The 13,586-nt window shown below is 55.7% G+C and carries 16 protein-coding genes and 1 riboswitch; of the genes, 12 read left to right on the top strand and 4 right to left on the bottom strand.

From position 1 onward, the window contains the following. The first annotated feature begins 135 nt into the window (after window positions 1-135). The 12 genes from HYT31_01165 to HYT31_01110 all read left to right on the top strand — a co-directional run bounded on the left by HYT31_01165 (window position 136) and on the right by HYT31_01110 (window position 11,543). Complete coding sequence (locus HYT31_01165; GenBank protein MBI2050400.1) at window positions 136-1,452, top strand: hypothetical protein; 1,317 nt, start codon at window positions 136-138, stop codon at window positions 1,450-1,452. Next, the gene (locus HYT31_01160) at window positions 1,449-2,297 is read left to right on the top strand and encodes an EamA family transporter (GenBank protein MBI2050399.1); all 849 of its coding nucleotides are present in this window, start codon (window positions 1,449-1,451) and stop codon (window positions 2,295-2,297) included. Before HYT31_01165 ends, HYT31_01160 begins: the two co-directional genes overlap by 4 nt. A gap of 67 nt (window positions 2,298-2,364) precedes the next feature. Next, window positions 2,365-2,730 (top strand): type II toxin-antitoxin system Phd/YefM family antitoxin, encoded by a 366-nt coding sequence (locus HYT31_01155; protein ID MBI2050398.1) that lies wholly within the window; start codon window positions 2,365-2,367, stop codon window positions 2,728-2,730. After that, window positions 2,717-3,154 (top strand): PIN domain-containing protein, encoded by a 438-nt coding sequence (locus HYT31_01150; GenBank protein ID MBI2050397.1) that lies wholly within the window; start codon window positions 2,717-2,719, stop codon window positions 3,152-3,154. The genes HYT31_01155 and HYT31_01150 overlap by 14 nt, the downstream gene beginning before the upstream one ends. A gap of 1 nt (window position 3,155) precedes the next feature. Continuing rightward, the gene (locus HYT31_01145) at window positions 3,156-3,713 is read left to right on the top strand and encodes a hypothetical protein (protein MBI2050396.1); all 558 of its coding nucleotides are present in this window, start codon (window positions 3,156-3,158) and stop codon (window positions 3,711-3,713) included. Window positions 3,714-3,719: 6 nt separating this feature from the next. Continuing rightward, a complete protein-coding gene (locus tag HYT31_01140; protein MBI2050395.1) occupies window positions 3,720-4,757 on the top strand; it encodes a hypothetical protein in 1,038 nt (345 codons plus the stop codon). A gap of 38 nt (window positions 4,758-4,795) precedes the next feature. Continuing rightward, complete coding sequence (locus tag HYT31_01135; protein MBI2050394.1) at window positions 4,796-5,398, top strand: cob(I)yrinic acid a,c-diamide adenosyltransferase; 603 nt, start codon at window positions 4,796-4,798, stop codon at window positions 5,396-5,398. A gap of 131 nt (window positions 5,399-5,529) precedes the next feature. Continuing rightward, window positions 5,530-7,887 carry an adenosylcobalamin-dependent ribonucleoside-diphosphate reductase gene (locus HYT31_01130; protein MBI2050393.1) on the top strand — a complete coding sequence of 786 codons (2,358 nt, stop codon included), beginning with the start codon at window positions 5,530-5,532 and terminating at the stop codon, window positions 7,885-7,887. Between the two features lie 141 nt (window positions 7,888-8,028). Next, window positions 8,029-8,097: riboswitch (cobalamin riboswitch) on the top strand. Between the two features lie 99 nt (window positions 8,098-8,196). Beyond that, complete coding sequence (locus HYT31_01125; protein MBI2050392.1) at window positions 8,197-10,014, top strand: DUF4430 domain-containing protein; 1,818 nt, start codon at window positions 8,197-8,199, stop codon at window positions 10,012-10,014. Window positions 10,015-10,016: 2 nt separating this feature from the next. Then, a complete protein-coding gene (locus HYT31_01120; protein MBI2050391.1) occupies window positions 10,017-10,559 on the top strand; it encodes a hypothetical protein in 543 nt (180 codons plus the stop codon). Then, window positions 10,556-10,999, top strand: coding sequence for a DUF4430 domain-containing protein (locus HYT31_01115; GenBank protein MBI2050390.1), 444 nt, complete (start codon window positions 10,556-10,558; stop codon window positions 10,997-10,999). Before HYT31_01120 ends, HYT31_01115 begins: the two co-directional genes overlap by 4 nt. After that, entirely contained in the window at window positions 10,992-11,543 is a 552-nt protein-coding gene (locus HYT31_01110) for a hypothetical protein (protein ID MBI2050389.1), read from the top strand. The genes HYT31_01115 and HYT31_01110 overlap by 8 nt, the downstream gene beginning before the upstream one ends. Here HYT31_01110 and HYT31_01105 read toward each other — a convergent pair. The 4 genes from HYT31_01105 to HYT31_01090 form a co-directional block, all read right to left on the bottom strand. Further along, window positions 11,484-11,765 carry a hypothetical protein gene (locus tag HYT31_01105; GenBank protein ID MBI2050388.1) on the bottom strand — a complete coding sequence of 94 codons (282 nt, stop codon included), beginning with the start codon at window positions 11,763-11,765 and terminating at the stop codon, window positions 11,484-11,486. The two genes, HYT31_01110 and HYT31_01105, sit on opposite strands and share 60 nt — an antisense overlap. After that, a complete protein-coding gene (locus HYT31_01100) occupies window positions 11,762-12,643 on the bottom strand; it encodes a hypothetical protein (protein ID MBI2050387.1) in 882 nt (293 codons plus the stop codon). Before HYT31_01100 ends, HYT31_01105 begins: the two co-directional genes overlap by 4 nt. 1 nt (window position 12,644) lies before the next feature. Further along, the gene (locus HYT31_01095; GenBank protein ID MBI2050386.1) at window positions 12,645-13,184 is read right to left on the bottom strand and encodes a disulfide bond formation protein B; all 540 of its coding nucleotides are present in this window, start codon (window positions 13,182-13,184) and stop codon (window positions 12,645-12,647) included. A 98-nt stretch (window positions 13,185-13,282) separates the two neighbouring features. Further along, window positions 13,283-13,558, bottom strand: coding sequence for a hypothetical protein (locus HYT31_01090; GenBank protein MBI2050385.1), 276 nt, complete (start codon window positions 13,556-13,558; stop codon window positions 13,283-13,285). Window positions 13,559-13,586 lie beyond the last annotated feature (28 nt).

The raw sequence follows: 13,586 nt of genomic DNA, 5'->3' as shown, positions 1-13,586 counted from the left end.
AATGCACACAGCACGAGAGTGGGGCGCTTTCTTTTTGGTTTTTGCAAGCAAAAAGTGGTATACTAACTTTGTTTAATATTCAGACTAGATCCCTCGGCTCGCGAGTACGCTCGCTCGGGATGACAGTCTAGACGTATGCCTCAAACAAAAACACACACCAAGGCGCACCAGGCATGGATTGTTGCGGTTGATATGGGATACGGCCACCAGCGCGCGGCATACCCCCTGCGGGAGCTTGATCACCAAGAGGTCATCAATGCAAACGCGTACCCGGGCATTCCGGAGACGGACCGCAAGCGGTGGCAGCAGTCCCGCACCGTGTATGAGGCGTTTTCGCGCTTTAAAAACATCCCCCTCATCGGCGAGTGGGCGTGGAACCTGTTTGACCGGTTCCAGCGCATTGATTTTTTCTACCCGCGCCGCAACCTCACGCGCCCGAGCCTGCAGCTCAAGCAGACCTATGCGCTCATCAAGCGCAAGCAGTGGGGCAAGCACCTCATTGAGAAGCTGGGAAAAGACCCACACCCGCTTGTTGCCACGTTTTTCATTCCGGCGTTCATGGCCGAGGTGTGGGAGTACCCGGGAGACATCTACTGCATTGTCACGGATGCGGACATTTCGCGCGCCTGGGCGCCTCTTGATCCGGCTGCGAGCCGTATCCACTACTTAACCCCCACCAAGCGCGCGAGCGAGCGGCTCAAGCTCTACGGCGTGCCCGAGAAGAACATCACGCTCACCGGGTTTCCGCTTCCGGAGGAAAACATCGGCCCCCATGAGTCAGTGCTCAAAAAAGATTTGTGGCGCAGGCTTCGGGTGCTGGACCCTTCAGGCACGTTCCACAAAAACTACGGGGACACCCTGGAGCAGTTCCTCGGCAAAAAGCCTGCGTCCGTTGGCGGGGAAGACAAGCGCGTGTGGGTGATGTTCGCAATCGGCGGCGCAGGCGCCCAGCGGGCGCTCGGGTGCCAAATCCTTGAGAGCCTTAGCGTGCACATCAAAACCGGGCGCATCGGGGTGTGTTTGGTTGCGGGCATTCACAATGACGTGCTTGAGTTCTTCAAGCGCAGCATCAGCGAGTTCAGGCTGGACGATTACGTGGGGCATGGCATCAAAATCATTTCTGCGGACCGGAAAGAGGAATACTTCCACAAGTTCAACCTTGCCCTGCGCGAAACAGACATCCTCTGGACCAAGCCGAGCGAACTCTCGTTCTATACGGCCCTCGGGGTTCCCATTGTCATAGCTCCTCCCATCGGCTCACAGGAGTTTTTTAACCGGTACTGGCTTGAGGTGATTGGCGCGGGCATTACACAGGAAAATCCAAAGTACAGCCATGAGTGGCTTTTGGATTATTTGGATAACGGCTGGCTCGCGGAAGCCGCTCTACAGGGGTATTTGGAGGTGCCCCGGGACGGGGTGGAACATATTAAAAAAATTATTTTTGGCACATGAACTGGATTGCCATAGTTTTAGCCGGGCATTTCCTGAACGCGCTCGCGTTTTTGATGGACAAGTTCCTCTTGTCGTCAAAGCGCATTCCTTCGCCGTTTTTGATTCCATTCGGCGTTGTCATTCCGTCAAGCGTTGAAGTTATACGTGCATTGGTTGCGGGCGCCACGTTCATTCTTGCCCTGGTGTTCTTTTTTGCAGGCTTAAAAGAGAATGAAGCTTCGCGCGTTGTTCCGCTCACAGGCGGGTTTGTGCCTGCATTCACATTTGTACTGGCATATTTCTTTTTGGGCGAGCGGCTCGGCCAAACTGAAATTCTCGCGTTCGCGGCTTTGGTCGCGGGCAGCGTGTTAATCACGCTTGAGCGCCGCGGCCGCGGGAGAGCCTTAGGATATGCATATGCTGTCATGGCCGCGTTCGTGTTTGCGGCGTCATTTGTCATCACCAAGCAGGTGTACCTGGAACAGGCGTTCATCTCCGGGTTTGTGTGGTCCAGAATCGGCGGATTTTTGATGGCCTTATCATTTCTGCTGATTCCTTCGGCGCGTTATGGCATATTTCATCAACCCAAACAAAAGGGGACTGGCACCACTGCTGTGTTATTCTTCACGGGCCAGGCGGCAGGCGCTTTGGGGTTTGTTCTGGTCAATTACGCGATTTCGCTCGCATCCGTATCACTGGTCAATGCCATGCAGGGCGTTCAGTATGCATTCTTGCTTATCATGGTTGTGTTATTGTCAAAGAAGTTTCCACGGGTATTGTCAGAACGCTTAACCGGCGGCGTCTTAGCACAGAAGATCGCGGCTATTGTGTTGATTTCAATCGGTATAGGATTAATCGCGTTTTAATTTTTTTTGACAAGGTCGTTGATTGTGGTATACTTATTAACGTTAATCAATGTTAATCAATCATTATATGGTACATCACATACCACTCACCAAAGCGAGAATTAATTTAGGCCAAATTGTGCGCCGTGCGCATGTAAACAAAGAGCACTTTGTGCTGGAAAAAGACGGCATCCCGGTCGCCGGGATTGTTGGCATGGAGGACCTGGATGAGATTTTAGAGATGCATGATCCGGAAATAAAAAAACAGATCAATGAGGGGTACCAAGAGTACCTGCACGGCGAGACAAAGGATACACACGCGCTTTTTGGTAAAAAGAAGAAAAAAGAACACACCGAAGATATTTTGGATTTAGCCGGATTTCTCAAACCGAAAAAGGTGATTTCCGCACTCAAGGCTCGCGAGCTTTTCGAAAAGCACTATGAACGGTTCTAGCGAGTACTTTATTGATTCAAACATTTTCTTGCGCGTCTTGATTAGAGAAGACGAAAAAACATACCAAGAGTGTTCCCGCGTACTGTCGTTGATAAAAAACAGCGATGTGATGGCGTACACTTCTACACTGGTTATGGCAGAGATCAATTGGGTGCTTGCGAACGTATATAAGACGCCAAAGCAGGCAGTGGTGCGGTCTCTGAATGGCATATCCAGGCTTCCCCAGTTGCATATTGTCGATCAGTATTATTTTGAGTGGGGCATGGCTCTGTATGAGGCGCATTCCATCAAATTTATTGATGCCATGATAGGGGCGCATTACTTGATTGCCATTAACCATCTTACTCTCATTTCATACGACAAAGATTTTGACAAGCTCGGGGTTAAGAGAATCACCCCGGCTGAACTCATTAAAACAAAATAACATGCTCAACCACGCAATCTATCTGTTCATCACCGCACTCCTGCTCGCGTTCCTTGAGGTGCAGATTGAGGGCAAGCACGGGTGGGCGAGCAAGCTGCCCACCTGGAAGCCCGGGGAAAAGTGGTATGCAAAGCTCTACCGTAAAGCAATGGGCGGCAAAGAGCTTACGGGCTACCACATCGGCGTATTCGGATTGGTGCTCTTGTTTCTGCACTACCCGTTTTTTGCGGGAAGCGCGTGGTCTCTTGCCGGAGAGCTCTGGGTAATTTCCACGTTCTTCGTCTTCAGCGCAGTGTGGGACTACCTCTGGATTATCATCAATCCGCACTATGGAGTCATCCGCAGGAGGCCAAAGAATGACGTGTGGTGGCACAAGCGCTGGTTTGGCCCGTTTCCGGTTGACTACTATGTCGCATTTGTTTTGTCAGCCGCGGTATTGTACCCCATCTGGTCAGGCGCGGTCGCGCGGGAGTGGGGGATGCTCTGGGGCGTGTTTGCCGCGGGCACTATTCTTACGCTCATTGTGGTAGAATTATTCAGAGGAGACATTGAACGGTAGCGCCACATGCACCCACTCAAGCGCCAGAAGTATCTTAAACGCACGCTGAAAATCACGGGCACCGCAATCATTGTGCTGTTGGTGGGGTTTGTGATTTGGTTTTTGTCCGGGGAGGGGGTAGAGGAGCCGGGCGACATCACGTGGGGGGTTTCGTTTTTCCCGCAGCAGGCAGAGGATTTGGGGCTTGATTGGAAAGAGGTCTACATCGCGCTCTTGGATGATATGCGCGCCAAGCGCTTAAGGCTCGCCGTACCCTGGAGCCAGGTAGAGCGCAACCAGGGTGAGTATGATTTTTCGGATATCCACTGGATGCTTGATGAGGCCGAAAAACGCGGGGCTACTGTCACGTTGAACGTGGGCAGGAAGCTCATGCGCTGGCCCGAGTGCCATGATCCGGGCTGGGTGTACGGCACGCCGCACGAGGAGCTGGACGGCTTGGTGCTCGGATTCCTTGAAGCCACCGTCAACGAGCTCAAGCGCCACGAAAACATCGCTCTCTGGCAGGTGGAAAACGAGCCTACGTTCCTGTTCGGGGAGTGTTATGGCCACGCGCCAACCACAGGGCTGTTTCGCGCCGAGGCAGAGCTTGTGCGGTCCCTGGACGGCCGTCCCATTGCCACCACTGACTCCGGGGAGCTTGGGGGGTGGCTCTCGCTTTCCCGCTCTGTTGACCGCTTGGGGGTGAGCCTGTACCGCGTGACCGACAATCCGATGTTCGGCAGGTTCTACTACCCCCTGCGCCCGGGCTTTTACCAGAAGCGTGCGGCTTTTACCCGCGCAATCAACAAAAACCTTGATGGCGTGTTCCTCTCGGAACTCCAGCTTGAGCCTTGGACGCTGATCCCGCTCCCCCTCACCCCGCTTGCGGAACAGTTTGAGAGCATGAACTACAGCCGGACCTTGGCCACTGTTGATTTTGCCAGGAAAACCGGCTTCTCGGAGATTTATGTGTGGGGAGTTGAGTGGTGGTACTGGCTCAAAGAGGAGCAGCGGGATTCAAGATTTTGGGATTTGGGAAAACAATTGATGTATTCTCCTGAATAGCCTATACTGTGATGGCGGGAGAAATTTCCGCCTTTTGTATGGGCGTAGTAACTAAAACAGGCGACAAAGGCGAAACAGGCCGGTTCGGCGGGGCACGGGTTCCCAAAGACGACCCTGGCGTATGCGCGAACGGGGACATTGACGAGCTTAATAGCGCAATCGGGCTGTTTTTGGCGCGCCCTGACATGTCAGAGCAGGTTATGCATGACCTAAGGGCTGTGCAGTCCGCGTGTTTTACTATTGGCGCTGAAATCGCGACTCCCCCGGATGCGCCGGACGAGTCGCGCTCCTACATCCCAAGGATCGCCGAGGCTGACGTTTTTTTGTTGGAGGAGCGGATTACGGCCATTGAATCTCTGCTTTCCCCGCAGAAGCACTTTTTGCTTCCCGGCGGCGTCCCGGCGGCTGCCATGGCCTACTGGATTCGGACCATAACCCGCCGGGCAGAGCGCTCCGTGGTGCATGCGCATGGTGCGGGGCCGTTCAATCCGCTCATTATCAAGTACCTGAATCGGCTCTCGGACTACTGGTACGTGTTGGCGCGGTTTTTGAACCAGCAGAGGGGCATTGCCGAGCCGGAGTGGCGCGGCGGAATAGGGCCGATTCCTCCGCAGTCCCCGCGCCGCGCGCCCGGAGCCTGACTTATCCACACGGCGTTTGTTTTAGGCTAACCTTGCATGTTTAACAAACACAATATCTAGTGGTATAATCCACAGTGCAAGCACAACCTATTGTGTTTGCGCCTATCTTAGCAACACACTAAGTTGTGCCTATGGACGAACAAAAACAAAAACAAAACTACACCGTGGCTCCCGTAAAAACAGGGGAGTCTTTGGCTGCCAGAGAGGTTGAATCAATCAATGGTTTTTACAAAAAAGTGGTCCTGGAAAAGACCGAGGAAACGCCGTACGGACTTACCGAGCTCGGGAGGAAAGTGTTTAATGACCGCTACAGCCTCAAAGACAGCGCCGGGAATCCGCTTGAGCTCGCTCCCGAGGAAATGTGGCGCCGCGTGGCCCGCACCATTGCCGCGGTTGAGAAGCCGGACGCGCAAAAGGAGTGGGAGGATAAGTTCTACTGGGCCTTGCAGGGGTTCAAGTTCGTGCCTGCCGGCAGGATTTTAACCGGAGCCGGCGCCAAGACCGATGTGACGTTCTACAACTGCTACGTGCTGCCGTACCCCGAAGATTCGCGGGGCGGCATCATGGAGAGCGTCACCACTATGATGGAGATTATGGCGCGCGGCGGCGGGGTGGGCGTCAACCTGTCTTCACTGCGCCCGCGCGGCGCGTACGTAAAAGGCGTGAACGGGCGCGCTTCGGGCGCGGTTTCGTTCGGCGCTTTGTACTCGTTCGTGACGGGCTTGATTGAGCAGGGCGGAAGCCGGAGAGGAGCCCTGATGCTCATGATCAACGACGACCATCCGGACGTTGAGGAATTCATCACCGTCAAGCGCCAGATGGGCCAGATTACGAACGCCAACCTCTCGGTGTGCGTCTCGGACCGCTTTATGGACGCCGTTGCGCGCGATGCGGATTGGGATCTCAAGTGGGACGGTAAGGTGTTCAAGACGGTCAGAGCCGCGAAACTCTGGGATCTCATCACCGAATCAGCGCACGCATCAGGAGAGCCCGGGTGCGTGTTCATGGAGCGCTGCAATAAGGAATCCAATACCTGGTATTTTGAGGACATCATCAGCGTGAACCCGTGCGGGGAGCAGCCTTTGCCCGCGTGGGGCGTGTGCAATTTAGGGGCCATCAATTTGGTGCCGTTCGCCAGAGACGACAACACGGTTGACTGGGAAGCTTTGGGAAAGGCAGTCCGCATTGCCATGCGGTTCGCGGACAACGTGGTGGACGCGACTCCGTATGCGTACGAAGAGAACCGCAGGGCGCAGATGAACGTGCGCCGGACCGGCTTGGGCACCATGGGGCTCGGGGATTTCCTCATTAAGCTCAAGGTCCGCTACGGCAGCGGCGAGGCTCTCGCGCTCGCGGAGCAGGTGTACCGGTTTATCCGGGACGAATCCTACCGCGCGTCCGTTGAGATTGCCCGCGAAAAAGGATCGTTTCCGGATTTTGATAAAGAGAAGTACCTGCAGGGCGTCTACATTCAGCGCCTTCCCGAGGATATTCGGACAAGTATTGAGCAGTATGGCATTCGCAACGGCGTTCTCCAAACCCAGGCTCCGACCGGAACCACGAGCCTCTTGGCAGGGGTTTCTTCCGGCATTGAGCCGGTGTACGATTTTTCGTTTAAGCGAAAGGACCGGATTGGCGAGCATATTGTGTACCACCAGATGTATAAGGAGTACCTAGAACAGCACCCCGGGGAGCCGGTTCCGGATTACTTTGTGAATGCCAAGCAGCTCACTCCCTTGGAGCATGTTACCATGCAGGCAGTCATCCAGAAGTACACCGATGCCTCAATATCAAAGACCGTGAACGCGCCCGAGAACCATACGCACGAGGACGTGAAAGAGTTATACCTAAAAGCGTACGAGCTCGGGTGCAAGGGCGTAACCTATTTTCGGGAGAACTCCCGTGATGTTTCAGTGCTTGAATCATTGGATGCATCCGCGAAAAAACAGGAACAGGCGCATACCGAAGCAGCAACGCCGCACCGCGAGCCCAAGGCGCGGCCCGAGGTGGTGAGCGGAAAGACATACAAGGTAAAGACCGCGTACGGCTCCTTGTACGTGACCGTGAACGAAGGAGAGGACGGCGCGCCGTTTGAGGTGTTCGCGCAAATCGGCAAGGCAGGCGGATTCTTTAACGCGAAATCGGAAGCCGTGTGCAGGCTTGCGTCCCTTGCCTTGCGCAGCGGCATTGCTGCGGAAGCCGTGATTACCCAGCTCAAAGGCATCCGCGGGCCCATGCCCAGCTTCGGCACGAACGGTGACAAGATTCTTTCGCTTCCGGACGCTATCGCAAAAGTTCTGGAACGCCACATCAGGGGCGAGCAGACCCAACTTGCCTTGCATCATGGCGCCGCGGCGCACGGCACTCACGCAGCTTCCACCTCAATGGCGGACCATGGCCACGCGCCCGAGTGCCCGCAGTGCGGGGGCGTGCTTGAAATGGGCGAAGGGTGCCAACTGTGCCGGAGCTGCGGGTATTCCAAGTGTTAGTATTTTCATGCTTGTCGTGACCCCCCATGGCCGAGAAAGGTTCGGTTGGCCATGGGGGAACGTTATCCACAACCGTATGCTTGAATCGCAACTCGGATGTGGTAAGGTAACACTGCGTAACAATTAAATAAATCCTTTCAGGGAAGTCCGGTGCAAATCCGGCGCTGTGCCGCAACGGTGACCCGCCTCAAGGGCGGGGAGTCCGAGTACTGAAAGGTCGTTCGCCGATTCGGCGGACGGTTCCTCGAGTAAGGAAGTGAGCGTTTTGCGCCCATTAAAGACCCTGCTTGAGGAAGCAGGTATTTTTATATGAAAACACTCGCTTCCTATATTGTAGCCGCCATGCTTCTGGTTTTGCCGGTGGCAGGGATTTTTGATTCCACGCGCGCCGCGGTCGCTCCGGAAGTTGGGGCCTATCTCGCGGGCATTAACCCGCAGACCGACTGGTCAGTCATGGCGCGCTCGGCCATCGGCGCAGGAGGCGTTGATGCCTCATTTTTGAAGGCGCTGGACGGGAGTACTGCCAATGATTATGCGACCTATATTCTCGCAATCACGGCCTTGGGCCGCGACCCGCGTTCATTTGGCAACGAAAACTTGGTGTACGGGCTTCGCCAGAAAGCGAGCAACGGACAAATCGGAGATGCGAGCATGGTGAGCGATGATATCTTTGGGCTGCTCGCGCTTCATGCAGCGGGCGTTCCGTCCAATGATTCCTTGGTCGTGCAGACAGTCAATTACCTCAAAACCAACCAGCTTGCGGACGGAGGATGGGATTGGTCCGCTGGTGCCACTGAATCAAGCATTGATTACACGGCCATGGGCATCATGGCGCTTGTTGCCGCCGGAGTTGCGCCGAGCGATGACGCGGTTCTTGGGGCTTCGGAGTATTTGCTTGCGAGCCAGAATGATGATGGCGGATTTCCCCTGGCTTTGGGAGGCGCTTCCAATACGCCGTCAACCGCCTGGGCGCTGTCCGCGCTGTATGCGCTCGGAGAGGATGTCAGTTTTTGGTCGCGGGCCGGGAAAACGCCGGTTGATTATTTGAACGCGCGCCAGCACGCGGGTGGATACTTTTTGTTTGATGCGCAATCTTTAAGCGCTGATTTATTCACGCTGGTCTCCACGTCCTACGCGGCAATAGCGATGGCCGGAAAATACTACCCGGTCGCGTCAATTGCCGCGCCTCCGACCGTTACGTTGCGCATTGAGGGCCAATCGGAAACGATCTGTGATACAGAGGCGCAAGGCAGAACCAGCCTTGACGTCATCAAGTCCGCGGCGGGCCCGTGCGGGTATACGTACGTCATTCAAGATACGCAGTACGGGCCCTACCTTACCACCATCGCGGGCGAGGCAGCTGCTGGCCCGGACGGCTGGTCGTACCTGCCAAACTACGAAATGGCCCAAGTCGGAGCAGGCGATTACGTTATGTCCGAAGGAGACGAGCTTGTCTGGTACTACGGAGCATGGGATGATAAACCCCTGCGCGCGGTGCATGACGTCTCATCAGTCGCGGCAGGGGACGCAACAACCGCGGTTGTGCAGGAGTACTCAAGCGGCTCATGGCAGCCGTTCTCGGGCGCGACCTTAAAACGCGGCAGCGAGTCATTCACCAGCAATGCCGCGGGCCAGGTCAGTCTTGTTTGGAATCAGGAGGGTGCCTTCTACTTGGTTGCGGAAGCGGATAACCGCGTGCGCAGCGGCGCGATTCTCGTTGTCGTCGGGGATGCTCCGGAGCAGGCAAGTTTGCCGCTCTCGGTGACCATTGGCAGCAGTGGCGCCGGCGGCAGCCCGGGGCCCGGATCAACGCCTACGGGCGGCGTGAGCTTCGGCGTGTCCGGAGATTTGAACTTCGGCACCCTGCTTCCGGGCCAGTCCGGAACCCGTCAGGCTACGATTACCAACAGCAGCGCGGGAAGCATCATCACTACCGCATCTGTGTCCGGATCATCGCTGTTCACCGGCAACCTGACCTTGGATAACGTGGCTCCGCCCCAGTGGCAGAAGAGCGTTGCCGGGAACAGGAACGCGCCAGTCGGCGTCACGCTATCCGTGCCCGGCTCCTATGCAAGCGCCGGAGCAGAGAGCGGAACCTTAATTTTTTGGGCGCATAGCGCGAATTAGGTATGAAGCATGCGATCATTGCAATACTGCTGCTCATTCCGTCCGCCGTGCTTGCCGGAAGCTCTTCGGTTGATGTTTCGCGCATTGCGGTGCAAGGGATTACCGGAGAAGTGGCCACGTCCCGCGTGCGGGTCACCAACACAGACACCATCCCCCAGCGCTATGGGCTTTCGGTGCCTGGCGCGTTCAGAGAACGCGCGAGCATGAATCCGGCACAGTTTAGCCTGGCTCCCGGAGAGTCGCAGGACGTGGTGCTGCGGTTTCGTATGCCCGCGGAATCCCAAAAAACACACCTTGCGATTGTTTCTTTGGACAGCCGCCAGGGTTCGGCTCTGAAAGTCGCGGGCGGCATCCGCATCCCCCTTGAGTTCATTGCGCCGCGTGTTGCGGGAGCGTCCACGCCGCGTGCGCCGATCACGCTTCCGAACCTTTGGCATGTTGCGGTATACGCGGTTGACGGCACGTTGATTATCATTGCGGCATACCTGATTCGCCGCCGGAAAGGCGAGAGCCACGGCCATAATTATCAAATCAGTTTTGTATGAAGCAGATTAAGTTTCTTGTTCTCGGAATCCTATTCTTGGTTGCCGGGTTTTTGCTCGGGCTCGGGTTTGATGGCCAATCCGCAACCGGCGAGAGGGGCGAGTACGCGCAAACCGAGCAACCGACCAGCATCATGATTGACACCGGCTCGGAGCTGCTCGGATTTTCTGATCGTTCCGTCGCCGAAGGAGATACGGTATGGTCGTTGCTGGAACGGACCGCCGCCGCATCGGGCGAGCTTTCCGTGGCCGCAACTGACTATGGCGACCTCGGCATCCTCATTGGGAACATCAACGGCTATGAGAACGGCGCTGACAAAAAGTACTGGCAGTACTGGGTGAACAACAAATATGCCGAGGTCGCGGCGGACGCGTACGCGGTGCGGCCCGGAGATGTGATTATGTGGAAATTCACTTCATCCTTATTCAAGAACTATGAATAAAACAAACCTGGTTTTTTTTGGCGCGTTCGCCGCCATGCTCGCGGTTATCGGCCGCATCATCCCGCATCCGTGGAACTTTACGCCAATGGGCTCCCTGATGCTGTTTTTTGGATTTTTGCTTCCGCGGAAGTGGCTCTGGCTTCCGCTCGCGGCCCTGGCTCTCTCTGATGTTATCATCGGGCCGTACCAGTTCTCGGTCATGGCTACGGTGTACGCGTCCTACGCGTTCACGCTCGGCGCATCCTACGCGGCACGGCAGCGCTACTCATTCACGACCGCGCTGGGCGCGAGCATTGCGTCATCGGTCATCTTCTATCTCACCACAAATGCGGCGGTCTGGGCTGCGAGCGGCATGTATTCGCCTGATGTTGTAGGGCTCATGGCGTCATATGCCGCCGGGATTCCGTTTTTTCGGAATTCATTCGCGGGTTATGTCGCGTACAGCGCTTTGTTTTTCGGCGTGTATGAATTCAGCCGGTACGCGCTACAGTACAAGCAGCGAGGGTTTCAAGAGCAGTATCAAGCCGAGCGCTGCCATCAGTAACCCGCCAATGAGGTGGGAGATGCGCGAGTATTTTTGCGTGACGCCGATTTTTTCAAAACTATACAAGGCAATGCCGAACACGATGAAATCATCCAGCATGTAGCCCAGGATGTAGATTGCGTTGTAGAGCTGCTTCGCTGCCCAGGAGAGGTTTGCGAGATCCAGGATTTTGGTGAAGGTCTGGGGAATGCCGATGGAGCACGCGAACTCAAAGATGTTCACGGAAAATGCGATTGCGATGATGCCGAGTGCGCCGAGTATGGTGAGGGGCTTGCTCGCGAAGTCTTTGATTTTTTCCGAAATCCGTTTGCGCTGTTGCGGGTTTGCGATGCTGCAGGCAACCTCGCCGCGGTGAAATTCACGCAAAAAGTAAGCCCCCGCAGCGATTGCAACGAGCCCCACGAGCGGAGTGACGATGTGGTCCAACCCGATGAAATCCCAGGCATACAGCCACAATTGATGGCAACCAGGGCCGCGAGGAACATCACGAGCACCCACATGGCGCAGGGATTGAATCCGTCCACGGTTCCGAGGATCGCGGCGAGCACGGGCAAGGAGTACTGGCCCGGATCAATTATTCTATCCGTGAACGGGATGCGCACGGTTGCGGCAGGGGTTTGCACTGTGCACAACGTTTTGTCATCACAGATCGCGCCCGAGGGGAGCACGGGCTGGTCGGTTTTCCCGCTCTTAGCCGCGTCAACAACTTCGCGCAAGGATAGGGAGGCTGTTTGGTCATTCGCGTCAAGAAGCGCGGTGATTTGCGCGCCCGTGGTTTCTGCGGTGTCAAACCCTTGGATAATAGTACCTTTGAGGTAGATGATGGGCGTGCCTTTTACAAGTTGCAGCGCATTTGTTGCTTCATCAAAAAAAGTCTTTCCTTCCGGGGTGTAGAGATCATACGAGCGCACTACAAAATCATCCCGCTCGGCCGCGAGATCATCAATAAATGCGAAAAAGTCCCTGCAGTGGCTGCAGTCATCCCGCTCAAACACCTCAATCACGGTTCGCTCCGGTTTGGGCGCCTCTTGGGCGCCTGCTGTGAGCGCGGGCAGGCCCAGAACCACAACCAGGGCAAGTACGGCAAGGATTTTTTTCATGTTACTCGCTCTTGGATGTGCTTACCAGCGCCACAATCAGAATCAGCACAAACGCGGAAAACGCCATCACCGGAATAGTGATGTACCCGAAGTGGAAGATGGGGGTTGCGGCGCAGGATACGCCGGAAAGGTCGCACGGAGCGAGCGGATCAAGCGGAGAGAGGCGAGCGCGGATTTGTTCGGTGTAGTGCAACGTTGAAATCAGCGCGCCAATCAAAGAGAGGGGGATGAGGTAGCTCGCGATGCCTTTTGCTTTGCGCGCGAGCGCCGTTCCCACCAGAATCACCTGCGGGTACATAGCTATGCGTTGGTACCAGCAGAGCTTGCACGGAGTCCAGCCCTTGATTTCGGAGAGGTAGAGGCTACCAAGAGTTGCAATCAAGGGTATGATGAAGAGCAGTTCCAGGCTGTACTTACGGACTAATTGCTTGACTGGGTTCAAAAACCGGAGTTTATGGAATCGTTCCACGATCCAGGCAAGGATTGCGAGCACGATGATGATATCCGCGATAAGCGTTAAAACCGAAAGCGTAGTAACCATAGAGTAAAGCGCGAGTGAATAATATGTCAGTATATCAAAAAAAGAGGCCAGATGGAACTGCTGTGTTCCACCCGGCCCCAACTCCGTCTGCGGCGCATTTAGCCGATGCAAGAGACAATTCCGTACTCTTCCCAGCCGAGTGCCACGACGAGCGGGTGCTCGGAAAGAACCGCGAGCAGGCCCTCCTGCGCTATATGGCGGAACGCGCCCCTGTGTTCCGCCTTGAGCCTTTCCAGACCCGCTTCACTCCACGGAAGCGGTATGGGCGGCTCGCCGTTCGGCCGGATGCACACTCTGAATTCCGTTTCTTGGATTCTGGCAAAGGCGAGCGTGCACGCCAGTAGCAGGGGTGTTTTGTTGCTACTAAGAGCCATCGCAGGCCTCCTCTGCGGTGAAGTTGTG

It is taken from the genome of Parcubacteria group bacterium (assembly GCA_016181765.1).
GTDB lineage: Bacteria > Patescibacteriota > Patescibacteriia > UBA2169 > UBA2169 > CG10-46-32.
Note: the sequence above shows the minus strand (reverse complement) of the source record. Positions and strands in the feature narration are given on the sequence as shown.

Bases quoted from the DNA above. Each gene is read 5' to 3' on its own strand.
- HYT31_01090 (MBI2050385.1), bottom strand. From the start codon at position 13,558: ATGGCTCTTAGTAGCAACAAAACACCCCTGCTACTGGCGTGCACGCTC.
- HYT31_01150 (MBI2050397.1), top strand. From the start codon at position 2,717: ATGAACGGTTCTAGCGAGTACTTTATTGATTCAAACATTTTCTTGCGC.
- HYT31_01140 (MBI2050395.1), top strand. From the start codon at position 3,720: ATGCACCCACTCAAGCGCCAGAAGTATCTTAAACGCACGCTGAAAATC.
- HYT31_01115 (MBI2050390.1), top strand. From the start codon at position 10,556: ATGAAGCAGATTAAGTTTCTTGTTCTCGGAATCCTATTCTTGGTTGCC.
- HYT31_01120 (MBI2050391.1), top strand. From the start codon at position 10,017: ATGAAGCATGCGATCATTGCAATACTGCTGCTCATTCCGTCCGCCGTG.
- HYT31_01095 (MBI2050386.1), bottom strand. From the start codon at position 13,184: ATGGTTACTACGCTTTCGGTTTTAACGCTTATCGCGGATATCATCATC.
- HYT31_01110 (MBI2050389.1), top strand. From the start codon at position 10,992: ATGAATAAAACAAACCTGGTTTTTTTTGGCGCGTTCGCCGCCATGCTC.
- HYT31_01155 (MBI2050398.1), top strand. From the start codon at position 2,365: ATGGTACATCACATACCACTCACCAAAGCGAGAATTAATTTAGGCCAA.
- HYT31_01100 (MBI2050387.1), bottom strand. From the start codon at position 12,643: ATGAAAAAAATCCTTGCCGTACTTGCCCTGGTTGTGGTTCTGGGCCTG.
- HYT31_01165 (MBI2050400.1), top strand. From the start codon at position 136: ATGCCTCAAACAAAAACACACACCAAGGCGCACCAGGCATGGATTGTT.
- HYT31_01145 (MBI2050396.1), top strand. From the start codon at position 3,156: ATGCTCAACCACGCAATCTATCTGTTCATCACCGCACTCCTGCTCGCG.
- HYT31_01125 (MBI2050392.1), top strand. From the start codon at position 8,197: ATGAAAACACTCGCTTCCTATATTGTAGCCGCCATGCTTCTGGTTTTG.
- HYT31_01130 (MBI2050393.1), top strand. From the start codon at position 5,530: ATGGACGAACAAAAACAAAAACAAAACTACACCGTGGCTCCCGTAAAA.
- HYT31_01160 (MBI2050399.1), top strand. From the start codon at position 1,449: ATGAACTGGATTGCCATAGTTTTAGCCGGGCATTTCCTGAACGCGCTC.
- HYT31_01135 (MBI2050394.1), top strand. From the start codon at position 4,796: ATGGGCGTAGTAACTAAAACAGGCGACAAAGGCGAAACAGGCCGGTTC.